Origin of the sequence: Mesorhizobium sp. CA13, assembly GCF_020165235.1 — a bacterium.
Classification (GTDB): Bacteria; Pseudomonadota; Alphaproteobacteria; order Rhizobiales; family Rhizobiaceae; genus Mesorhizobium.
In genome coordinates this window covers 84852-108449 of the sequence record NZ_JAIUHS010000011.1, presented here as the reverse complement: position 1 = coordinate 108449, position 23598 = coordinate 84852, and the positions used below count along the sequence as shown (strand labels likewise).

The window sequence follows — 23598 nt, the reverse complement described above, 5'->3', positions numbered from 1 at the left end:
ACTTCGAACGTTGGCGCCTCGAACTCTACCCCACGAACTGCCGCGCCAGGATCAGCATCGCAGCCCCCGCCAAAAACATCGCCATCAGCCCGCCGCGCAGCGAAACCGCGGCGGTAACGACCAATGCCGCCCATTCCGCCGGGCCGGCATTCAACAGCTCGGGCGCCACCAGCGTCGTCAGCACCGCCGCCGGCACCGCGTTGAGGCCGGCCTCGACGCGCGGATGGATGTTGTCGAAGCGCGAGATGACCAGATGCCCGCCGACGCGGGTGAGATAAGTGGCGATCGCGCCGGCGATGACGATCCAGAACGTCGTGCTCATGGCCGTATCTTCACGCCTGAGTGGTGCGGCGGCAGGATGACGGCCAGCAGCACGCCGGCAATGGCGCCGATCGAGACGTGCCAGGGCGAACCTATTGTCTTGTAGGCGATGATGGAGGCGCAAGCACTGGCGACGACCACCGGCAGCCACAACGGCCGCTTGCGGAAGCCCATCACCAGGCCAAGGAAATAGATCGGCAGCAGGAAATCGATGCCCAGCGCATGCGTGTCGGGGATAAGCTTGCCGAACACCGCGCCGAGCGCGCTTTCGATCACCCAGAATATATAGACCGGCAGGCCGAGCCCGAGATACCAGGCGAAGCCGACCGTCTCGCCGGACTGCGCCCTCGCCTCGGCGACGGCGAATTGCGGATCGGTGAGGATGAAGAAGCCGAGCGCTTGGCTGACCACGGGCCAGTGCGCTATGCGCCGGCTAATGCCGGCAGAATAGAGCACATGGCGAAAATTGACGGCGAAGATCGACAGCACGATCAGCCAGGGCGCGACATGCTGGCCGAACAGCTCGATGCCGACCATCTGGCTGGCACCGCCGAATATCAGCGCGCTCATCAGGAAGGCTTCGAACACCGAAAGGCCATTGTCGACGGCCAGCGCCCCGAACAGCACCGCGAACGGCGCCGACGCCACAACGACCGGCATGGAAAGCCGCACGCCTTGCCAGAAATCGCTCTTTGCGCCGTGCTCGGAGATTGCGTCCGACACCATCGATAACTCCCAGGAGAATGGCCTGATCTAGGTAGCGTGGCCCGCCTTGTCACACGAATTCGGTTGAGCCCAACGATCAGCGGAAATGATCGCCGGGACCAATCCTAGCCCTGCGCGATCTTGCCCTCTATCGCCCTGCCCCAGTCGAGCAGCGGCTTGGCGCGCATGGTGAAATCGACCAGCTCGTCGACCAGGGCCGCAGTGTGGATCCCCGCCGGATCGATTACATGCTGCACATAGAAATGGCGGTTGCGGATCGCCTCGGCCAGATCGGAATCGCCGACATGCTCGAAGCCGCGCGGCGTGCGCTTCATGCGGCCTTCCGTCTCGAACTCCAGGCCATTCTTCTTCAAGGCGGCCACCAGGGCGCGGAACCTGTCCGGCTTTGCTGCGATCGCCTTGCGCATGGCGAGCAACAGTTCCGGGGCGGGCTGCCACCAGGCAATATCGGCGAAGCAGCGTTCCAGCCCGACATGGACATAGAACACGCCCTGCTCCATCTTGGTGCCGTCGGGCGACAGGATCGCCGACAGATGCCGGTTGTAAGGCCGCTTGTCCTTTGCGAAACGCACGTCCCGGTTGATCCGGAACAATGATTTCTTGCGGTCGCCCTTGAGGCCGAGCCCTGCCTCGCCGAAACGGCGTGTGAGCGTCTCCACCAGATCGCCCAGCGGATCCCGCAATTCCTGTTCGAACAGGTCGCGATTCTCTACGAACCAGTCGCGGCTCTGGTGGAAATCGAGCGCCTTCAGGAACGGAATAGCCTTCTGGCCGAACCCCTTGAATTCGCCCGACATCACGCCTTGCCGATCCGCTGCAGCCACGCGTCCTCGTCTATGACCTCGATGCCGAGTTCACTGGCAAGCTTGAGTTTCGAGCCGGCGCCGGGCCCCGCCACCACCAGGTCGGTCTTGGCCGAAACCGAGCCCGCCACCTTGGCGCCCAGCCGTTCGGCCATCGCCTTGGCTTCGGAACGCGTCATCTTTTCCAGCGAGCCCGTGAACACGACGGTCTTGCCCGCGACCACGCTGTCGGCCGAGACGGTAACGACATACGGCTTCGGCCTGACCTGCTTGAGCAACGCCTCAAGCACGTCGTCATTGCGCTCATTGCCGAAGAAATCGGCAAGCGCGTTGATCACCGTATCGCCGATGCCGTTGATCGACGGGAAGACACTATGCGGATCGCCAGCCGCCGCGGTCTCCTTGCCTACGCGGATCAGTTCCTCGATTGTTGAAAACGTCCGGGCAAGCACGGCCGCCGTCGTTTCGCCGATATGGCGGATCCCAAGCGCAAAGATGAAGCGGTCGAGCTCCGGTTCGCGGCGCGCATCGATGGCGGCGAACAGCTTGTCCAACCCTTCATAGTTGCGGTCCTCGACGCTGCGCACATTCTTGCGCGTCTTGCCCGACGCCGCCTCGCGCTGCCTCGCCTGCTCCTCGCGCCGCTCGGCCAGCGCCTTGGTGACGGCTGGACGCCGGTCCCTGAGCGTGAAGATGTCGGCGGCCGTCTTGACCAGGCCCGCATTGAAGAACAGGTCGATGTTTTCCGCGCCCAGGCCCTCTATGTCCATGGCCCCGCGCGACACGAAGTGGCGCAGCCCTTCCACGGCTTGCGCGGGGCAGATCAGTTCGCCCGTGCAACGCCTGCGGGAATCCTCCTTGCCGGTCTTCTCGTTGATCTCGCGCGTCGCCGGCGAGCCGCAGATCGGGCAAGTATGTGGAAATTCGTAAGGCACGGCATCGGGAGGGCGCTTGTCGACGACGACGCTGACGATCTGCGGAATGACATCCCCCGCCCGCTGGATCACCACAGTGTCGCCGATGCGCACGTCGATGCCGTTGCGGATCGGCTGGCCGTTGCTGTCGAAACCCTTGATGTAGTCCTCATTGTGCAGCGTGACGTTCTCGACCACGACGCCGCCGACGGTCACCGGTGCAAGCCGCGCGACAGGCGCCAGCGTGCCGGTGCGCCCGACCTGGATGTCGATCTTCTGCACGGTCGTCATCGCCTGTTCGGCCGGAAATTTGTGCGCGATCGCCCAGCGCGGTTCGCCGGTTACGAAGCCCCACCGGCGCTGCAACTCCAGCTGGTCGACCTTGTAGACGACACCGTCGATGTCGTAACCCAACGAGGAGCGCTGCTCCTCGATGCGGTGATAATGCGCGATCAGCTCGTCGACCGACTTTGCCCGCACCATCAGCGGGCTGACTTTGAAGCCCCATTCCGCGAATTTCTGCACCGAATCGTATTGTGTCGGAGCGGGATCGGCTGTCGTGTAGCCCCAGGCATAGGCAAAGAATTTGAGGTTGCGGCTGGCGGTGACGGAGGGATCCTTCTGGCGCAGCGAGCCGGCCGCTGTGTTGCGCGGATTGACATAGTCCTGGCCGCCGGCGGCCGCCGAGCGTGCCTTCAGCGCCTCGAACTCGGCATAGGTCATATAGACCTCGCCGCGTATCTCGATGGTTTCGGGCCAGTCCGAGCCTTTCAGCCTGCCGGGAATATCGGCGATGGTCCTGAGATTGGCGGTGATGTCTTCGCCGACAGCGCCATCGCCGCGCGTTGCGCCCTGCACGAACACGCCGTTCTCGTAACGCAGCGACGCCGACAGGCCGTCGATCTTGGGTTCGGCCGTGAAGGCGATGTCGAGATCCTTGTCGCGGTCGAAGAAGCGCCGGCCGCGTTCGATGAAGTCGGCGACGTCCTCGTCGGTATAAGCCTTGGCGAGGCTGAGCATGGGCACCGCATGGCGCACCTTGGCAAAGCCCTCCGCCGGCGCGGCACCCACCCTGCGCGATGGCGAATCCTCGCGCACCAGGGCGGGAAAGCGCTGCTCGATGGCAAGGTTGCGCCGGGTCAGCGCATCATAGGCCGCGTCGGTGATAACAGGCGCGTCCTCGGTATGGTAGCGGCGGTCATGCTCCGCGATCTCCTGCGCCAGGCGCTTCAGCTCCGCTTCGGCTTCGCTCTCACTGAGTGAATCGACGGGTCTTTCAGACATCGCACGGCTTCCCTGACCAATGCACGCCGCCCAAAATATGGTGCGATTTTGGGGCAACGACATGCGCAAAACAATAACCAAGGCGCGGCGCGCTTTGGTTGGGCGCCACTATAAATCAGGATTTGGCAGGAGGGAGCCGGCCTGCGAAAAAATCATTCCTGAACAGCAGGATGCAGCCATATCCTGACTCGCCTTCGCGAAAACCGAGCTTTCAGGCAGCCGCCGTGTTCTCCCGCAGCAACCTCTCGGCCGCAGCGCGCGCCTCGTCGGTGATGGTGGCCCCGGCCAACATGCGAGCGATCTCTTCCTGGCGCGCCGCTCGGTCCATTTCGGCGATGCCGGTCGCGACCTTGTCGGTACTGCCGGATTTGGAGATCAGGAAATGCGTCGCCGCGCGGGCCGCCACCTGCGGTGCATGGGTGACCGAGAGCACCTGCACGCGCTTCGACAATCTTGCCAGCCGCTGGCCGATGGCATCCGCCACGGCGCCGCCCACCCCGGTGTCGATTTCATCGAAGACCAGCGTCGGCGCCGAGCCCCGGTCGGCCAGCGCTACCTTCAGCGCCAGCAGGAAGCGCGAAAGCTCGCCGCCGGAAGCAACCTTCATCATCGGCCCGGGCCGCGTGCCGGGATTGGTGCGCACCCAGAACTCGATCTGGTCGATGCCCTCTTCCATGCGGCTCTCGGCCTCGCTCTTCATCTCGACGATGAAGGCAGCGCGTTCGAGCTTCAGCGCCGGCAGTTCGGCCATCACCGCCTTGGTCAGGCCGACCGCCGCCGCATGGCGAAGCGAAGACAACTGCGCGGCGGCGATATCATAGGCCTCGCGCGCGGCGGCCGCCTGCTTTTCCAGCCCGTGCAGGCGCTCCTCGCCGGCGTCGAGATCGGCAAGATCGGCAACCATCGTGTCGCGCAATTGCGCCAGATCATCGACGGCAACGCTGTGCTTGCGCGATGCCGCGCGCAGCGAAAACAACCGCTCTTCCGCCTTTTCCAGCCGCTGCGGATCATATTCGGTGGCGCGCAAGGCCGCCTCGACGCCCGACTGCGCCGCGTCGAGCGACAGCATCGCCTCATCCAGCGACTTGACCACTTCGTCGAGCAGCCCTGGGGCCTCGCCGGCCTTGCGCTGCAACCGCCTGAGCAGGCTGGCCAGTTGCGGCAAGGGCGAGGATGGACCCGAAAACACGTCCTGCGCGTCATGGATTTCGGAGGCGATCTTCTCGGCGCGCATCATGTGGGCGCGCAAGTCGGCAAGCTCAGTTTCCTCACCCGGCTGCGGATCGAGCTTGGTCAGCTCGGTGACCGCTGCGCGCAGGTAGTCCGCTTCGCGTGCCGCCGCCGCCACCTTGGCGCGATGGCGCGAAAGCTCCTGCTCGCAGGCACGCCAGTGCCGCCAGGCCTCGCCCGTCGACCGGACGGCGCCGAGATGACCGCCGAAAGCGTCGAGCACGTCGCGATGCGCGCCGGGATCGACAAGCGCGCGTTCGTCGTGCTGGCCGTGGATCTCGACCAGCGCGCGGCCGACGTCGCGCATCAGCGTCACGCTGGACGGCTGGTCGTTAACGAAGACGCGGGTGCGGCCGTCCGCCGTCTGCAAGCGGCGCAGGATGATGTCGCCGTCGTCCTCGATCGCATTCTCGGCAAGCAGCGCGCGCACCGGATGGTTGCGCGGCACGTCGAACACGGCAATCACCTGGCCCTGTGCCGCGCCGTGGCGCACCAGGGAAGCGTCACCGCGAGCCCCAAGTGCCAAGGACAGGGCGTCGAGCAGGATCGATTTTCCGGCGCCGGTCTCGCCCGTCAGCACCGAGAGACCGGGCTGGAAGTCGATATCCAGCTTCTCGATCAGGACGATATCGCGGATCGACAGCCTGGAAAGCATGGTTACGCCTGCATCAGGCGCCGGTGATCAGTTTCCCGGCCTTGGATATCCACGACCCGGCATTCTCGCGCGGCGCAAGCCCGTTGCTCTGCAGGAGCTTGTAGGAATCCTTGTACCATGGGCTGTCGGGATAGTTGGTGCCGAGAACGGCGGCGGCGGTCTGCGCCTCCGAAGTCAGGCCTATCGCATAATAGCTCTCGGTCAGGCGCGCCAGCGCCTCCTCGACATGGCGGGTGTTGGAATAGTTCTCGACCACATTGCGGAAGCGCTTGACCGCGGCGATGTATTCGCGGCGTTCGAGATAATAGCGGCCGATCTGCATCTCCTTGCCGGCGAGCTGGTCGTTGGCGAAGCGGATCTTTTCCTTGGCGTCATCGACATATTCTGAATCAGGCCAGCGCGTCACGAGATCCTGCATCGTCTGCACGGTCTGGCGCGCTTCCTTCTGATCCTGCGTCACGTCCTTGATCTGGCGGTAGTAGCTAAGGCCGATAATGTACTGCGCATAAGCCGCGTCATCCGTTGACGGATACAGCGTCAGATAACGCTTGGCCGACGAGATCGCTTCGTCGTAGCTGCCCTTGCGATAGTCGGCGAAGGCGCCCATCACCATCGATTTGCGGGCCCACTCCGAATAAGGATGCTGGCGGTCGACCGCGTCGAACTTCTTGCTCGCCTCGTCGAGACGTCCGGCATTCAAATTGGCGAGGCCTTGGTTGTAAAGAACGTCCGCCGGCTCGGTCTGATCGACATAGGTCGACAGGTCGATATCTTTTTCCGAGGACATGCAAGCAGACAGGAAGAGCGATGGAACAACCACCGAAAGCGCCAGGAAAACGGGCCGCTGCGGCGCTTTCAATTGACCAACTCGCTTGAAGAACATGATTGGATTGCGCCCTTTCGGCGTTATTTCAGTGCCTGTTGCATATCGTTTCCCCAAAACTGGTCCCCACTTCCAGGCGACATGCACTATCGACGGCAGCAGCCATAAACCATAACCGCCTTGCCCGGCAACGCTATGTCTAGGCAATCGAACATTTTTGTGGCGGCCGGGCCGCACCGGAGCATCCCTGCGATTTCGCCGACAAATGATGCATTCATGCAACACCAGCGAGCTGCGATGGTATCCGAAAAGTGGCTGTGACTCAGATCATCCAGGGCGCATAGAGAGGCGCGTTGACGGTGCTCATCTCGGCCGCACGGCCGCGCTCGCGGCGAGTCGTTTCGACGACCTCGAATGCGGTACGGTCCGACAGCACGCGCCGCAAGGCGGCCGCATTCAGCCTATGGCCGCCACGATAGGAGCGGAAGCAGCCGATGAAGCGGGCCCCGGCCAGCGCCAGGTCGCCCATGGCATCCAGCGTCTTGTGTCGTACGAATTCGTTGGGGTAGCGCAAGCCGCCCATGTTGATGACGCGGTTGTCGTCACCGATCACCAGCGAATTCTCGAGCGAGGATCCCAGCGCATAGCCCGCCGCCCACAGCCGCTCGACGTCCTTCATGAAGCCGAAGGTGCGGGCGCGCGCGATGTCGCGGCGGAAAATGTCCGCATTGATGTCGGACGCGAACAGCTGCCGGCCGATCGCCGGGCTTTCGAAATCGATCTCGACCTCGAAGCGGGTACCATCATAGGGCCTGAACTCAGCCCAGGAGGCACCGTTCTCGATGCGGACCGGCTTGACGATCCGGATGTAGCGCCGCTTGACCGACAGCGTTTCGATGCCGGCCTGGTCTATGGCCTCGACGAACGCCATGGCGCTGCCGTCGAGGATAGGGACCTCATGGCCGTCGATCTCGATGATGACGTTGTCGATGCCGAGCCCGAACAGCGCCGCCATGATGTGCTCGACCGTGGCGATGTGCTCGCCAGAGGGATCACCGAGCATGGTGCAAAGGTCGGTTGCGCCGATCTCGGAAAACAGGGCGCGGAACTCGCGGCCTTGCCCGTTCTCATTGAAAAGCTGGAAGACGATGCCGGTGTCGGCATCCGCCGGGAGAAAGCTGATGGAAACTTCCTTGCCGCTGTGAACGCCGGTGCCCGTAAGCGACGCGCGCGTCTTCACTGTCGTCTGATAGTCGTGCAAGACAATCCCCATAAGCCCGAAATGCCTAGGTCCGCTTCTCCAGCCCGAGGGCGCGGCTCTCTTGTAAAAAATCGGCAGGCCAGGTCACTTCCCCCGAAATCCCGGCAAACCGACGACGGTAGGCAGCGAAGATAATGTCCCGGCAGGGATAGTCCAAATCACGGTTTCTTACCCTTTGTAACCGCAGCCGACGTATGGATGATGTCTTAAGTGCTTGAATTTGCATTCCTTTAAACGTTAACAGGCAAGCAATTGCTTGCTTGCCTGTTAACAATTGTTACAGCCCGTTAACCGCTCAGTTGGCCTGGCGGCGCAGGAACGCCGGAATCTCCAGCTGGTCGTCGTCCTGAGTCGCCCTGGCCTGCGGCGTCAAGCGGCCCTGGTCGTCGAGCTGGCCGCGACGCGGCGCGTAGAGCTGCGCGTCCTGGCTTGCCAGACGGCGCACTTCCGGCGCGGCCTGACGCAGCTTGGGCTCGCGCGGCTGCGCCGGTTGCAGGCGTGCCGGCTCTTCCTCACGGCGCGTCAGACCATTGGTCAGACGCTTCAGGAGCCCCATCGGTCCGCTGTTCTCATGATCGGCGGGGCGGCTCTTGGCGTCGACCTCGGCTTTCACGACGGGCGGAAAGTCCTCGACGCGCGGCATGCGCTGGGGAGCCATCGCGACCGGCTGCTGGACTTCACGCAGGATCTCGCGCGGCTGGGGCGCCGGCTGCATCTGCTGGACCACGGGCTGCACGATCGGCTGCGGCTGCGCCGGCGGAGCCTGGAAGATCTTGCTCTGCGGACGGAAATCATCCGCATGGGCAACCGGCGCCGGACGGGCTTGCGCCATCGCCGCGGCGTTTGCTTCGGCCATCTGGATCGCTTCCGCGACAGGATCGGCGGCGCGCGGCTCGTACGCAGCCTGCTGGACCGGCGCGGGGCGGCTTTCCACTGCGGCAACGGCCGGGCGGGCGGCCGGCTTCTGCGGCGCGGTGCGGATCGAGATCGGCGCGGCGGCGATTTCGGCCGCCGACTTGTCGATGCCGGTGGCGACAACCGAGACGCGGATGACGCCTTCGAGCTCCTCGTCGAAAGTGGCGCCCAGGATGATGTTGGCATCCTGGTCGACCTCCTCGCGGATGCGGGTCGCCGCTTCGTCGACTTCGAACAGCGTCAGGTCGCGGCCGCCGGTGATCGAGATCAGCAGACCCTTGGCGCCCTTCATCGAGGTCTCGTCGAGGAGCGGGTTGGCGATTGCGGCTTCCGCGGCCGCCATCGCGCGGCCCTCGCCCGATGCCTCGCCGGTGCCCATCATCGCCTTGCCCATCTCGCGCATGACCGAACGAACGTCCGCGAAGTCGAGATTGATCAGGCCTTCCTTGACCATCAGGTCGGTGATGCAGGCTACACCCGAATAGAGCACCTGGTCGGCCATGGCGAACGCGTCGGCGAAGGTGGTCTTGTCATTGGCCAGCCGGAACAGGTTCTGGTTGGGGATGACGATCAGCGTGTCGACGCATTTCTGCAGCTCCTCGATGCCGAAATCCGCCGTTTTCATGCGGCGCTGGCCTTCGAAATGGAAGGGCTTGGTTACGACGCCGACAGTGAGGATGCCCTTCTCGCGGGCGGCGCGCGCCACAACCGGCGCCGCTCCCGTGCCCGTACCGCCGCCCATGCCCGCGGTGACGAAGCACATATGGGTGTTGGACAGGTGATCGATGATCTCGTCGATGCATTCTTCCGCCGCCGCGCGGCCGACTTCCGGCTGCGATCCGGCGCCGAGCCCCTCGGTAACATGCGCGCCGAGCTGGATCAGCCGGTCGGCTTTCGACATGGTCAGCGCCTGCGCGTCGGTGTTGGCGACAACGAACTCGACGCCGCGCAGACCGGCGGTGATCATGTTGTTGACGGCGTTGCCGCCGCCGCCGCCGACGCCGAACACGGTGATGCGTGGCTTAAGCTCGGTGATGTCCGGCTTTTGCAGATTGATGGTCATTGTCTCCGTCCTTTGCCTTTCCTGCCGCTTCGCCGCCGCGGCCACTTATGGGGCTGTCCCCGTCAATTAGAAACTGTCTCTCAACCACTGACTCATGCGATGCAGTTTTCCGCCCGTTCCGGTCATCCTGAGACCGGAAATTCCTTTCGCCGGATGGCTCTCGAAGCTCGCCATCTGCGGGTAGATCAACAAGCCGACGGCCGCCGAGAAGGCCGGCCCCTTCGCCGCTTCGGGCAGGCCCGCCACGCCAAGCGGGCGGCCGATGCGCACATTGCGTCCCAGGATGCGGCGCGCCGCTTCCGGCAGGCCGGCAAGCTGGCTGGCGCCGCCGGTCAGCACCACGCGCTTGCCCACCGCATTGCCGTAGCCGGACTTGTTCAGCCGGTCGCGCAAAAGCTCGAGCGTCTCGTCGATGCGGGCGCGCACGATGCGCGTCATGACGGAGCGCGGAATCTGGAGCGGCACTTCGCCCTCGTCGCCGATCGGCTGGATCGAGACCAGGTCGCGGTCATCGGCGCTGCCGGGCAACGCCGAACCGTGCATCACTTTGAGCCGCTCGGCGGCATCGAGCGAGGTCGACAGTCCCTTGGCCATGTCCAGCGTGACGTGGTTGCCGCCGATGGCGATGGCGTCGCCATGGACGAACTTGCCTTCCGAAAACACCGAGATCGTCGTCGTGCCGCCGCCCATATCGATGCAGGCGGCGCCCAGTTCCAGTTCGTCGTCGACCAATGCCGCCAGCCCGCTGGCATAAGGCGTCGCCACCATGCGCTCGACCGAAAGATGCGAGCGGTTGATGGAGAGCTCCAGATTGCGCATCGGAGCGGCGTCGCCGGTCAGCACATGCATGTCGACGCCAAGCGTGTCGCCGACCATGCCGCGCGGATCGCGCACGCCGCGCTCAGCGTCGAGCGAGAAGCCGACGGGGAGCGAATGGACCACCTCGCGCTCGGTCTTCAGCGCCTGCTTGGCGCCGGCACCGAGCACCCGCTTGATGTCGGCCTCGTCGGCCTCATGGCCGCCGAGGTTTATGGTAGCCGAGAAGGCTTCGCTCTTCAGCCGGCCGGCAGTCATGTTCACGATCAGCGAATCGACCGTCAGCCCCGCCATGCGCTCGGCGGCGTCGACGGAGAGGCGAATGGCATGTTCGGCACGGTCGAGATCGATGACGACGCCCGATTTGACGCCCTGCGACTTCTGGTGTCCGATGCCGATCACCTGGATGCGGTGCGAGCGTCCGCGCAGCAGCTTGCCGTCATCGCATGGCTTCAGCTTCGCCACCATGCAACAGACCTTGTTCGAACCGACATCCAGCACCGTCAAGGTGCCGGAGCGGCGCGACGAGGCATCGCCTGAACCGCCAAGCCAGCTCATATCTTCGTCTCCGGCTTGCGCTTCAGCGCCTTTGGTTTTTCGTTGAGCGCGGCTTCGCGCTGGGTCGCCGCCTCCGGCGTCAGTTGCACGACCAGCCGGTCGGACAGCCGCATGTCGACGGCGGCGATGTCGCGCGACAACAGCCCCTTGTCATGATCCATGCCGACGAGCTCGGCGAGTGCCTGATCCTCGCCATCCTCGGGGAGCTTGACGGTGATGCCATTGTCCAGCTTCAGGTCCCAGCGCCGATCGCCAACACGGACATAGCCCCTGATGCGGGTCACGAGATCCGGGTATTTTTCGATTTTCGCCAGAAATTCCGGTGCCTTGGCCGGCGCGCCGGCTCCGATCAGCAATGGCAGCAGCACCTGCTTGCCACCCGAGAACGGCGCGATAACGGCACCGTCTTTTTCGATGACGGAGAGATCGCTGCCCTGCTGCCAAAGCGCGAACGCCTGACGCTCCTCGACGCGCACCTCCAACGTGTGCGGATAGACCTTGCGCACCGCGGCGACCTCGATCCAGGGCAAGGTGGCGATGCGTTCCCGTGCCGCCTCGGCATCGAAGCCGATCAGCGACGTCCAGCCATCGAGTTCGAGCCTGTCGAGTATATCGATCTCGGACGTCTGGCGATTGCCGACAACCTTGACCTGGTCGACGGCGAAGCCGGTGCGGGCGGTGATGCTCTGGACGATGCCGTCGGCGTGACCGCCGAGATAGGCGCCATAGGCGCCGCTCGAAAAAATGAGCACGGCCGACATGAGCGCGGCGGAGAAGCGCGGCGCCTGGAACTCGCCTTCGCCCAGGCGCGCCAGGATACGCACCGGGCGGCGAAGCACGCGCGGCAGCACGAAATGGCCTGATGACAATGGCAGGCCGAACAGCGCCGGCCCGGCCGCGCCCTTCCCCTTGCCCTGCCCCCACTTCAACGCAGACACGAAGCGTCCTCCACCATCCAACTCAACAGATCGCCGAACGAATGCCCTGCCTGGGCGGCGATTTCAGGCACCAGAGACGTCGGCGTCATGCCCGGCTGGGTATTGACCTCGAGCCATACAACCTCGCCATTTTCGGAGTGACGATCGTCATAACGGAAGTCCGACCGGGAAACACCCCGACAGCCGACAGCTTGGTGAGCCTTGAGCGCCAGTGTCTGTATTTTTTGGTAAATATTCGGTGAAACTTTTGCGGGGCATTCGTGTTTTGATCCCCCCGCGACATATTTTGAATCGTAGTCATAGAACGAATGGCCCGTCGGGATGATCTCGCAGACGCCAAGCGCCACGTCGCCCATGACGGCACAGGTCAGCTCGCGCCCATGGATGTAGCGCTCGACCATGACGGTATCGCCATATTTCCACTCGGACGAGCCGATGACCTGCGGCGGATGCGACTGCCCCTCATGCACGATCACGACGCCGAAGCTCGACCCCTCATTGACCGGCTTCACCACATAAGGCGGCTTCATCGGATGGCTGTTCTGAATAGCAAAGCGATTGGCGACCTTCGATTCGGCGACGGGGACGCCGGCCAATTTCACGATTTTCTTCGACTGCTCCTTGTTCATCGCAAGCGCCGAGGCGAGCACGCCGGAATGGGTGTAGGGAATGCCGAGATATTCGAGAATGCCCTGAATGGTGCCATCCTCACCAAAAGGACCATGCAGCGCATTGAAGGCGACATCCGGCCTGAGATCGGCAAGCACGGAGCCGACGTCGCGCCCGACATCGACGCGCGTGACTTGATAGCCTTCCGTCTCAAGCGCATCGGCGCAGGCCTTTCCCGAAGACAGGGACACGGGCCGCTCGGACGAGAAACCACCCAGCAGGACGGCCACATGCTTGTTTTTCATTCCCCGTCATCCCCTCTCACGGCGGATCAAAAACCAAGATTTCCGCAACATTGAGTCCGAGTCTCCCGGCAGGTTGCCCCCCAGACGGAAAACGCGGGAAAACGCGTCGAACGACTCAAATCAGGAAACGCTTTGGAGCAGAGAATCAGAGAGTTGATTCACTGGCAAGTGCTTATGATTCCGAGAGATTCACTTTCTGAGAAAATGGATGCGAAAACCGTGCTGTTGAGTCTTTGGAGCAACGGTCGCGCGGTCGTTCCGGACCGGTTGAAGTTCATGCGTCACATGAACTTCAACCGCGGCTAGAGCAGCTGTCCAAGAAACTCCTGCACGGCGTGTCCGGGGCGGAAGTCCCCGATGCGCTTGATCTCCCAGTGCAGTCGGATGCCGGAATGTTCGAGCACCCGAGCGCGCACCGTTTCGCCGAGATATTCGAGTTCGTAGCCGGTCGCCGTCCCGGTGTTGATCATGAAATTGCAGTGCATGGGCGACATCTGCGCGCCGCCGATCAGCAAGCCGCGGCACCCTGCCTTGTCGATCTCTTTCCAGGCTGAGGTGCCTTCAGGATTCTTGAATGTCGAGCCACCGGTCTTCTCCCGGATCGGCTGCACCGTCTCGCGATGGTTCTGCACCGCGTCCATCGCCGCCTTGATCACGGCCTTGTCCTCGGCAAAGCCCTCGAAAATCGCCGAGGTGAAGATCAGCCCGGACGGTGCCGACGAGTGCCTGTAGGCATAGCCCATATCGGCATTGCTCAGCGTCTGGACGTTGCCCTTGCGGTCGAGCGCACGCACCTCGACGACGCGCTCGCGCGTCTCGACGCCATTGGCGCCGGCGTTCATCCTCAGCGCCCCGCCGATGGCGCCCGGTATGCCGTGGTAGAAATGGAAGCCGCCGATGCCGGCTTCCAGCGCCGCCGCCGCGATGCGCTTGTCGGGCGTAGCCGCGCCAGCCTTGATCGATGTCGGCGAAACAATTTCGGTTTCACCGAACCCCTTGGCCGACAGCCTTATGACGAAGCCCGGAATACCGCCATCGCGCACAAGCAAGTTCGAGCCGACGCCGACTATGGTGAGCGGTATCTCTTCGGGAACCGCTTTCAGGAAAGCAGCGAGATCCGCCTCGTCCGCTGGCTGAAAGAGCGCCTCGGCCAGTCCTCCGGCGCGGAACCAGGTGATCTTGTCCATCTCGGCATTCGGCGTGATGCGGCCGCGCAGGCCGGCAAGCCGGCCGCCAAGTCTGTCGATCAGCGCCTGGCCCTGCATCATGAGACGGCCAGTTCCTTGGGCAGCGCATAGGCCCATTGCGTGATGTTGCCGGCGCCGAGGAAGACGACGAAGTCGCCGGGCCTGGCCAGATCACGGATGACAGGTGCTATTGCCTCCGGACCCTCGATGTAGCGCGCGTCGCGATGGCCGCCGGCGCGGATGCGCGACACCAGCGCGTCCGAAGTCACGCCCTCGATCGGCTCTTCGCCGGCGGCGTAAACCGGCGCCACCATCACCGTGTCGGCGTCGTTGAAGCAGGCGGAGAACTCATTGAACAGATCATGCAGCCGGGTAAAGCGGTGCGGCTGGGCAATGGCGATGACGCGGCCCTTGGTGGCGCTGCGCGCGGCTTTCAGCACCGCCGCGATCTCGACCGGATGGTGGCCGTAATCGTCGAACACTTCGACGCCATTCCAGGAGCCGGTGCGGGTGAAGCGGCGCTTGACGCCGGCGAAGGACGACAGGCCTTTCTTGATCGCCTCGGCCGACAGGCCGAGCTCATGCGCCACCGCGATCGCCGCCGTCGCGTTGGAAACGTTGTGGCGGCCGGGCATCGGCAGGCGCAGATCCGATATCGTCGTCTGGCCGCGTCCCTTGCGGTCGCGGATCACCACATCAAATTCCGAGGTCGCGCCGGCCATGCGGTGGTTGGCGAAGCGCACGTCGGCCTGCGCGTTCTCGCCATAGGTGATGACGCGGCGGTCCTCGATGCGGCCGACCAGCGCCTGCACCTCCGGGTGGTCGGTGCACATGACGCCAAAGCCGTAGAACGGCACGTTCTCGACGAACTGGCGGAAGGCTTCGCGTACCTTGTCGAAACTGCCGTAGTGATCGAGATGTTCGGGATCGATATTGGTGACGACGGCGATATCGGCCGGCAGCTTGAGGAAGGTCCCGTCGCTCTCGTCGGCTTCGACCACCATCCACTCGCCGTCCCCCATGCGCGCATTGGTGCCATAGGCGTTGATGATGCCGCCATTGATGACGGTCGGATCGAGCCCGCCGGCTTCGAGCAGCGTCGCCACCATCGAGGTCGTCGTCGTCTTGCCGTGCGTGCCGCCGATCGCCACTGCCTGGCGGAAGCGCATCAGTTCGGCCAGCATTTCGGCGCGGCGCACGATCGGCAGCAATTTCTCCCTCGCCGCCTTCAGTTCGGGGTTGGATTTCTTGATAGCCGTCGAGACGACCACCACTTCGGCATCGCCGAGGTTTTCTTCCCTGTGGCCGACAAAGCACTCGATCCCCTTGTCGCGCAGCCGCTGCACATTGGCGCTGTCGGCCTGATCGGACCCCTGCACCTTGTAGCCGAGATTGTGCAGCACTTCGGCGATGCCGCTCATGCCGATGCCGCCAATGCCGATGAAATGCACGAGGCCTATGGTCTGCGGCATCTTCATGCGGGCGTTCCCTTCCTGAAATCCGAAACGGTTTTGCGGGACGCAATAGCCTCTGTGAGATCGGCGAGCAACCGCGCGGCGTCCGGTTTGCCGACCGACTTCGCCGCGGCAGCCATTGCCGTGAGCCGTTCGGGCTCGTCCATCAGGGCGCCGATCAACGCCGCGATGCGCTCGGGCGAAAGTGGGGATTGCGGCTCCACCTCGCCACCGCCGGCGGCCGCAAGAGCGGCTGCGTTCGCGGCCTGGTCGTGATCGAGCGCGTAGGGATAGGGCACCAGCAGCGCCGGTCGGCCGATGACGGCGATTTCCGACACGGTCGAGGCACCTGAGCGCGACATCACCAGCTGTGCGGCCGCTATGCGCGCCGCCATGTCGCTGAAGAAAGGTGAGACCTCGACACCGACGCCGAGCGCTGCATAGGCCGCCTTCACCCGCCCGACATCATCGGCCCGCGCCTGCTGCGTGATCACCAGCCGCTTGCGCAGTGCCTCGGGGAGCAAAGCGACGGCCGCCGGGACCGCATCGGAGAAGAACTGCGCGCCTTGGCTGCCGCCGAACACCAGCAGGCGGAAGGGATCATCCCCGGCCGAGGCAACGTAGGCGGTCTTTGCGGCTTCGAGCACCTGTGGGCGAACCGGATTGCCTGTCGTCACCGTCTTGGCGCCGACCGGGCTGTCGTCTTGCGGCAGGAAGCCGCCGGCAATCGCATCGACGCGGCTGGCCAGCGCCCGGTTCGCGCGTCCCATCACAGCGTTCTGCTCGTGGATCAGCGTCGGCACCTTGCGCCGCGTCGCGGCGTAGAGCGGCGGCAAGGTCGGGTAGCCGCCGAAGCCGACCACGGCATCGGGCTTGATCCTGCCGATGATGGCGGATGCCTGGCGCACGCCGCGCCAGATTTTCCAGAAGGCGCCAAGCAGGGCGACAGGATTTTTCGAACCTAGCGTCGCGGACTGGATCGGATGGACGGCGGCAGCCGGGAAATGGCCGGCAAAGCGCTCGGCGCGGTCGTCGGTCGCCAGATGCACCGTCCAGCCACGCGCGTTCAACTCATGCGCCAGCGCTTCCGCCGGAAACAGATGTCCGCCGGTTCCGCCCGCCGAGAGAAGGATCACGCCTCTGGCCATGTCACTCCGCCGGCATGGCGCGCTGCGGCAAGGTAAAGCCAACCTGCTTGCGCTTTTCCGGCCGTTTGCGCGTCAGCGCCAGCACCATTCCCATCGAGATGGCGATGGCAATCTGCGAAGAGCCGCCATAGGAGATGAACGGCAGCGTCATGCCCTTGGCCGGCACGAGTTGCAGGTTGACGCACATGTTGATGACTGCCTGCAGGCCGAACACGGTGACGAGGCCGCCAACCGCATAGCGGGTGAAATCGTCATGCTCCTTCAGCGCCGTGTTGAGGCCGCGCAGCACGATGAAGGCGAAGATGGACATGATGAAGAAACACATGATCAGTCCGAATTCCTCGCCCGCGACTGAAAAGACGAAATCGGCATGGCTGTCGGGGATGACCCGCTTGACGGTGCCCTCGCCCGGCCCGACGCCGAACCAGCCGCCATTGATCAATGCGTCGCGGCCCATATCGACCTGGAACGTGTCGCCTTCGCCGGTGAGGAACTTGTCGATACGCAGAGCGACGTGCGGAAACACCGTATAGGCGGCAAAGACGCCGCCGACGCCGGCGGCACCCAGCACGACGATCCATAGCCATGGCAGCCCCGCCATGAAGAACATGATGCCCCAGGTGCCGGTCGTCAGCATGGTCTGGCCGAGGTCCGGCTGCGCCACCAGCAGCGATACGACCAGCACCAAGAGCAGCATGGCAAAGAGATTGCCCGGAATGTCGGGCTGGCGCTTGTGTTCGGCGAACAGCCAGGCGCACATGATGACGAAGGCGGGTTTCAAAAACTCCGAGGGCTGGATCGACAGGCCGGCAAGCGACACCCAGCGCCGCGCGCCTTTCACCTCGACGCCGATGTAGAGCACCGCCACCATCAGCACCAGCATCAGGCACAGCATGATCAGCGCCATGCGCCGGATCTCTCTGGAATCGAGAAAGGACACCGCCAGCATCACGCCGAGCGCCGGCACGGTGAAGATGATCTGCCTGGTGGCGAAGTGAAAACTGTCGAGGCCGATGCGTTCGGCGACCGCGGGACTTGCGGCGAAGGACAAGACTATGCCCAGCCCCATCAGCGACAGGAACGCCGCCAGGAACCAGCGATCGATGGTCCACCACCAGGTCGCAACCGGGCTTTTGTCGAGACGGCTCTGCATTATCGTGCCCCTCCGATGGGTTTGACGCCCTCGATAGCATTCGCAGCTTGCCTGAAGGCTTCGCCGCGGACCTCGAAATTCTTGAACTGATCGAAGCTGGCGCAGGCCGGCGACAACAGCACCACCGCCTCGCCGCCATCGTCCTGGGCCGCGTCGTGCGCCGCATGCGCGACCGCCGCGGCAAGCGTGCCCGATATCTCATACGGCACCGCCTCGCCCAGCGTCGCCGAAAAGGCCGGCGCTGCCTCGCCGATCAGATAGGCCTTGGCGATACGCGGAAAAAAGCCGCGCAGCGGCTCGATGCCGCCTTCCTTGGGCAGGCCGCCGGCGATCCAGTAGATGCGGCTGAAGCTCGACAGCGCGGGGGCCGCCGCATCGGCGTTGGTCGCCTTGGAATCGTTGACGAACAGCACGTGACCCTTGCGGCCGACCTGCTCCATGCGATGCGCCAGTCCCGGAAAGCTTTCCAGCCCGGACTGTATCTCGCCGAGGTCGAGCCCGACCTTGAGGCAGGCGGCGACCGCGGCAAGCGCGTTTTGCGCATTGTGCTGCCCGCGCAGCGAGCCGATGCCTTCGAGGAAGGCGACCCGACTGTAGCGGCCATGCACGGCTTCCATCAGATCGGTGCCGTCGGCGAAATAGCCGTCGGTCAGCGGCAGCCGCTTGGAAATGCGGATGACGTGCCGCCCAGCCCGCTCCAGCCGTTCGGCGATCTGCGCGCACCAGGAATCGTCGATGCCGATGATCGCGGTCTCGCTGCCGGCAACCAGCCGCTCCTTGATCGAAGCGTAATGCTGCATGGTGCCGTGACGGTCGAGGTGGTCTGGCGTCAAATTGAGCAGGATGCCGGCGGTCGGGTCGATCGAGGGCGCGAGGTCGATCTGGTAGGACGAGCATTCGACGACATAGTGACGGTCGGGTTGCGGCGGATCGAGCGTCATCACGGCGCGGCCGATATTGCCGCCCATCTGCGTATCGCGCCCGGAAGCCTTGAGGATATGCGCCGTGAGCGCGGTCGTCGTCGACTTGCCGTTGGTGCCGGTGATGGCGATGAACGGCGCCGTCGGTGCGCCCAGCATTCGCTCGCGGCAGAAAAGCTCGACGTCGCCGATGATCTCGACACCCGAACCGCGCGCCAGTTCCACCGTCCAGTGCGGCTTGGGATGCGTCAGGGGCACGCCGGGCGACAGCACGAAAGCGGAAAACCGGGCCCAGTCGGCTGCGCGCAGGTCGCCGGTTGAAATCCCGTCGGCCGCCGCCTTGGCGACACTGTCGGGATTGTCGTCCCAGGCCAGCACCTCGGCCCCGCCCTCGATCAGCGCGCGCGCGGTCGCGATCCCCGAGCCGCCGAGCCCGAAGAGCGAAACACGCTTGCCTGCGAAAGATGCGGCGGGAATCACGGGAGGCCTATCTGAGCTTGAGGGTGGAAAGGCCGACCAGCGCCAGGATGACGGCGATGATCCAGAAGCGGATCACCACCTGGCTTTCGGTCCAGCCGAGTTTTTCGAAGTGATGGTGGATCGGTGCCATCAGGAACACACGCTTGCCGGTCATCTTGAAATAGCCGACCTGGATGATGACCGACAGGATCTCGACCACGAACAGGCCGCCGACGATAACCAGCACGATCTCGTGCTTGGTGGCGACCGCAACGGTGCCGATCAGCCCGCCCATGGCCAGCGAACCAGTGTCGCCCATGAAGATCGCCGCCGGCGGCGCGTTGAACCAGAGAAACCCGAGGCCGGCACCGATGACAGCACCAAGCACCACGGCCAGTTCGCCGGTACCGGGCACGAAATGGATCTGCAGATATTCGGCGAACACGGCATTGCCGGAGAGATAGGCAATGACGCCGAAGGACGCCGCCGCGATCATGATCGGCACGATCGCCAGGCCATCCAGGCCGTCGGTGAGGTTCACCGCATTGCCCGCTCCCACGATGACGAAGCAGGAGAACGGAACGAAGAACCAGCCGAGATTGATCAGGAATTCCTTGGCGAAGGGGAATGTCAGCGACGAGGAGAACGGCGCCTGGCCGTTATGCATGATCGCCCAGGCGGCGATGCCGGCGATGACGAATTCGAGCGCCAGCCGAGCCTTGCCGGAAAAGCCGAGATGCGACTGTTTCGTCACCTTCAAATAATCGTCGTAGAAGCCGATCGAGCCGAAGCCCAGCGTCACCAGCAGCACCACCCAGACATAGATGCTCGACAGATTGGCCCACAAAAGCGATGAGCCGATGATGCCGGACAGGATCATCAGTCCGCCCATGGTCGGTGTGCCGGCCTTCTTGAAATGCGTCTGCGGCCCGTCGGCGCGGATCGGTTGGCCCTTGCCCTGGCGCAGCCTGAGCGAATTGATGATGGTCGGCCCGAAGATGAAGACGATCAGCGCCGAGGTGATCAGCGCCCCGCCGGTGCGGAAGGTGATGTAGCGGAAGACATTGAAGACCGAGATCTTGTCCGCGAAATCGACGAGCAGTGTGAACATGCGCTTTTCGTCCCCGACTTGGCCCTAGGTCTGTTTGCCGATTGTCGTTTCAGCCGGGAACTTGCCCAGCAACGCATCGACCAGCTTTGCAAAGCCGATGCCCTTCGACGATTTGATCATCACCACGTCGCCTGGCTTCAGTGCGGCAAACAGCACCGGCTTCAATTCCTCGACGTTGGCGCGGTATTCCGTCCTGATCTCGCCCGGCAGAGCTTCCGCCAGCGCCCGCATCTCCGGACCGCCGAGAAAAACGGTCTGCGTGCCGGTGCCGACGATAAGACCGGCAAGTGCAGCATGCAGCTTGGCCGAATGTTCGCCGAGCTCCAGCATATCGCCCAGCACGGCGATGCGGCGGCCTTCGCCCGTCACCGGCGTCGCGTTGAGCAGCGCCATGGCGGCCGCCATCGAGGCGGGGTTGGCGTTGTAGCTTTCGTCGATCAGCGTGATCGGTCCACCGGGATGGCTCGAAGTCGAGCCACCGGGATGACGCAGCACATGGCGTTTGCCACGGCCGCGCTCGGCCGAGAGATCGGCCAGCGCCAGGGCAACTTTGTCGAGATCGGCACCGACCAGACGGGCCGCGCCGAGGACCGCCAGAATGTTCTGCACCATGTGGCGGCCGGGCGCGCCGATGCGAGCCGTCACCTCGTGACCGCCGATCCTGGCGGCAATGTCGGAATGATCGGCATGGATCTCGCATTTGACCAGTCTGAAGGTTGAGCGCGCGTTCTCGCCGAACCCATAGACATGCTCGACGCCGGCGGCGTGCGCCATCTTGTCGAGAAGCTTGAAACGCGCGTCGTCGCGGTTGAGGATCGCCGCGCCGCCGGGTTCCAGCCCTTCGAAAATCTCGGCCTTCGCCTTGGCGATCTCGTCCAGATTGCGGAAGAAGCCGAGATGTGCCGCCGCGATCATGGTGACGATGGCGACATGCGGCCTTACCATCTTGACCAGCGGCCTGATCTCGTCGGGATGGTTCATGCCGATCTCGAACACGGCATAGTCGCAATCGGCCGGCATGCGCGCCAAGGTGAGCGGCACGCCCCAATGGTTGTTGAACGACTGCGCCGAGGCATGCACCTTGCCGGCCGCCGACAGCACGTGGCGCAGCGCTTCCTTGGTGGTCGTCTTGCCCGCCGAACCGGTCACCGCGATGGTCTTGGCATGGGAACGGTCGCGCGATGCGACACCGAGCTTTTCCAGCGCCACCAGCACGTCCTCGACGACGATCATCGGTGCCGTCAGCCGGCCAAGCGACGGCAGCTTGCCTTCGGCCACGACCAGCACGCCGGCTCCGGCCTTGATGGCGGCGGTCGCGAAATCATGGCCGTCCATCGCCTCGCCCTTGATGGCGAAGAAGGCGTCGCCCGGCTGAAGGCTGCGGCTGTCGATCGAAATGCCCGATATGCCGTCCGGCATCGGCCCGATCGGTCGTCCGTCCATGGCGGCGACCAGCGCCTCGGATGTCCACAGCAAATTCATGCGGCACGCTCCAGCAGCGCGGCACGAACTTCCTCGTGGTCGGAGAAATGCAGGGTCTCGGTGCCGATCGTCTGGCCTTCCTCATGGCCCTTGCCGGCCACGATCAGCGTGTCCCCGGCATGCAACATGGCCACGGCCTCGTGGATCGCCGCGCGCCGGTCGCCGATCTCGATCGCGCCGGGAGCGGCGGCAAGGATCGCGGCCCGGATCGTCTCCGGCACTTCCGAGCGCGGATTGTCGTCGGTGACGATGACGACGTCGGCGAGCCGCGTCGCGATCTCGCCCATGATCGGCCGTTTGCCGCGATCACGGTCGCCGCCGCAGCCGAACACGACGATGATCCGGCCGGTGGTGAACGGGCGCACCGAGGCAAGCACGTTTTCCAGCGCGTCAGGCTTATGCGCATAGTCGACATAGACCGGCGCACCATTTGCAGTGGTCCCGACAAGGTCTAGTCGGCCCGGCGCGCCCTTGAGTTTCTCCAATGCCTTCAAGGCCTTGGCGACTGGCGTTCCCGTGGAGATGGCAAGCCCGGCCGAAACCAGCGCGTTGGCTATCTGGAAATCGCCGGCCAGCGGCAGGTCGATCTCGTAGAGCATCCCGTCGGCCTCGACCTCGGCACGCTGGCGGTGGCGCTCATGCTCGACCCGCTTCAGCATCAGGAAATCGCCATGGCGGCCGACCGTCATCACGTCGAGCCTTGCGGCCTTCGCCGCCTGGATGGTTGGCGCCGACCACGGATCGTCGGCGAAGATCACGGCCGGCGCGCCCTTCGGCAGCAGCGCGTCGAACAGACGCAGCTTGGCCCGGTGATAGTCCTCGACCGTCGGATGGTAGTCCATGTGGTCGCGGCCGAGATTGGTGAAGCCGCCGGCGGCCAGCCTGACACCGTCGAGACGGCGCTGGTCGAGACCATGGCTGGAGGCCTCCATGGAGGCATGGGTGACGCCGGCGTCCGCCAGTTCACGCAACAGCTGATGCAAGGCGACCGGATCTGGCGTCGTCAGCGAGCCATAATCGTTGCGGCCCGGCGCCACCACGCCGGTGGTGCCGATCGAGGCCGCCGCAAAGCCGGCCTGCTCCCAGATCTGCCTGACGAAAGCGGCGACCGAGGTCTTGCCGCTGGTGCCGGTGACCGCCACCATCGTCTGCGGCTGTTTGCCGAAATAACGGGCCGCGCTCAGGGCCAGCGCCAGGCGCGGGTCATCGACGGCCAACACTGGAACCGGCAGTCCGCCAAGGGCGTTGTCCTTGCCCGCGACGATCGCGGCAGCCCCTCGTGCGGCGGCATCCGCGGCATAGGCGGTGCCATCCGCCTTGCTTCCAGCGAGCGCGAAAAAGACGACACCGGGTTTTACCTGGCGGGAATCCGACGAGATGCCGGTAACCTCCAGATCGGCGGAAGCTGTTCCTTCGACTGGCAGGATACCGGTTAGATTTTTGAGCTTCATCGAGTTCCGTTC

At 64.3% G+C, this 23598-nt stretch carries 19 protein-coding genes; all 19 read right to left on the bottom strand.

Annotated features, from left to right (window positions below; translation table 11 throughout):
• Positions 1-25: 25 nt before the first annotated feature.
• Positions 26-322 (bottom strand): AzlD family protein, encoded by a 297-nt coding sequence (locus LB566_RS22810; protein WP_224627250.1) that lies wholly within the window; start codon positions 320-322, stop codon positions 26-28.
• Complete coding sequence (locus tag LB566_RS22805; protein WP_224627248.1) at positions 319-1047, bottom strand: AzlC family ABC transporter permease; 729 nt, start codon at positions 1045-1047, stop codon at positions 319-321. Before LB566_RS22805 ends, LB566_RS22810 begins: the two co-directional genes overlap by 4 nt.
• 104 nt (positions 1048-1151) lie before the next feature.
• Complete coding sequence (locus LB566_RS22800) at positions 1152-1844, bottom strand: DUF2461 domain-containing protein (protein ID WP_224627639.1); 693 nt, start codon at positions 1842-1844, stop codon at positions 1152-1154.
• Positions 1844-4048, bottom strand: a complete 2205-nt coding sequence (ligA, locus tag LB566_RS22795; RefSeq protein WP_224627245.1) for an NAD-dependent DNA ligase LigA — start codon at positions 4046-4048, stop codon at positions 1844-1846. The genes LB566_RS22800 and ligA overlap by 1 nt, the downstream gene beginning before the upstream one ends.
• A gap of 211 nt (positions 4049-4259) precedes the next feature.
• Positions 4260-5933 carry a DNA repair protein RecN gene (recN, locus tag LB566_RS22790; protein WP_224627243.1) on the bottom strand — a complete coding sequence of 558 codons (1674 nt, stop codon included), beginning with the start codon at positions 5931-5933 and terminating at the stop codon, positions 4260-4262.
• A gap of 13 nt (positions 5934-5946) precedes the next feature.
• Complete coding sequence (locus tag LB566_RS22785) at positions 5947-6816, bottom strand: outer membrane protein assembly factor BamD (protein ID WP_224627241.1); 870 nt, start codon at positions 6814-6816, stop codon at positions 5947-5949.
• Positions 6817-7078: 262 nt separating this feature from the next.
• Positions 7079-8029 (bottom strand): UDP-3-O-acyl-N-acetylglucosamine deacetylase, encoded by a 951-nt coding sequence (lpxC, locus tag LB566_RS22780; RefSeq protein ID WP_224627239.1) that lies wholly within the window; start codon positions 8027-8029, stop codon positions 7079-7081.
• A 283-nt stretch (positions 8030-8312) separates the two neighbouring features.
• On the bottom strand, positions 8313-9995 hold the full coding sequence (gene ftsZ, locus LB566_RS22775; RefSeq protein WP_224627237.1) for a cell division protein FtsZ: 1683 nt from the start codon (positions 9993-9995) through the stop codon (positions 8313-8315).
• A 66-nt stretch (positions 9996-10061) separates the two neighbouring features.
• Positions 10062-11369 (bottom strand): cell division protein FtsA, encoded by a 1308-nt coding sequence (ftsA, locus tag LB566_RS22770; RefSeq protein ID WP_140553117.1) that lies wholly within the window; start codon positions 11367-11369, stop codon positions 10062-10064.
• Entirely contained in the window at positions 11366-12307 is a 942-nt protein-coding gene (locus LB566_RS22765) for a cell division protein FtsQ/DivIB (RefSeq protein WP_140553116.1), read from the bottom strand. The genes ftsA and LB566_RS22765 overlap by 4 nt, the downstream gene beginning before the upstream one ends.
• A complete protein-coding gene (locus LB566_RS22760) occupies positions 12295-13221 on the bottom strand; it encodes a D-alanine--D-alanine ligase (RefSeq protein WP_224627235.1) in 927 nt (308 codons plus the stop codon). The genes LB566_RS22765 and LB566_RS22760 overlap by 13 nt, the downstream gene beginning before the upstream one ends.
• Before the next feature lie 302 nt (positions 13222-13523).
• Entirely contained in the window at positions 13524-14489 is a 966-nt protein-coding gene (gene murB / locus LB566_RS22755) for a UDP-N-acetylmuramate dehydrogenase (RefSeq protein ID WP_140639200.1), read from the bottom strand.
• Positions 14486-15886, bottom strand: a complete 1401-nt coding sequence (murC, locus tag LB566_RS22750) for a UDP-N-acetylmuramate--L-alanine ligase (protein WP_140639201.1) — start codon at positions 15884-15886, stop codon at positions 14486-14488. The genes murB and murC overlap by 4 nt, the downstream gene beginning before the upstream one ends.
• Entirely contained in the window at positions 15883-17010 is a 1128-nt protein-coding gene (gene murG / locus LB566_RS22745; protein WP_224627233.1) for an undecaprenyldiphospho-muramoylpentapeptide beta-N-acetylglucosaminyltransferase, read from the bottom strand. The genes murC and murG overlap by 4 nt, the downstream gene beginning before the upstream one ends.
• 1 nt (position 17011) lies before the next feature.
• Positions 17012-18163, bottom strand: coding sequence for a putative lipid II flippase FtsW (ftsW, locus tag LB566_RS22740; protein ID WP_224627231.1), 1152 nt, complete (start codon positions 18161-18163; stop codon positions 17012-17014).
• On the bottom strand, positions 18163-19563 hold the full coding sequence (gene murD / locus LB566_RS22735) for a UDP-N-acetylmuramoyl-L-alanine--D-glutamate ligase (RefSeq protein ID WP_224627229.1): 1401 nt from the start codon (positions 19561-19563) through the stop codon (positions 18163-18165). The genes ftsW and murD overlap by 1 nt, the downstream gene beginning before the upstream one ends.
• Before the next feature lie 7 nt (positions 19564-19570).
• A complete protein-coding gene (gene mraY, locus LB566_RS22730; RefSeq protein WP_140495211.1) occupies positions 19571-20653 on the bottom strand; it encodes a phospho-N-acetylmuramoyl-pentapeptide-transferase in 1083 nt (360 codons plus the stop codon).
• Positions 20654-20677: 24 nt separating this feature from the next.
• A complete protein-coding gene (locus LB566_RS22725; protein ID WP_224627228.1) occupies positions 20678-22135 on the bottom strand; it encodes a UDP-N-acetylmuramoylalanyl-D-glutamyl-2,6-diaminopimelate--D-alanyl-D-alanine ligase in 1458 nt (485 codons plus the stop codon).
• A complete protein-coding gene (locus LB566_RS22720) occupies positions 22132-23586 on the bottom strand; it encodes a UDP-N-acetylmuramoyl-L-alanyl-D-glutamate--2,6-diaminopimelate ligase (RefSeq protein ID WP_224627225.1) in 1455 nt (484 codons plus the stop codon). Before LB566_RS22720 ends, LB566_RS22725 begins: the two co-directional genes overlap by 4 nt.
• Positions 23587-23598 lie beyond the last annotated feature (12 nt).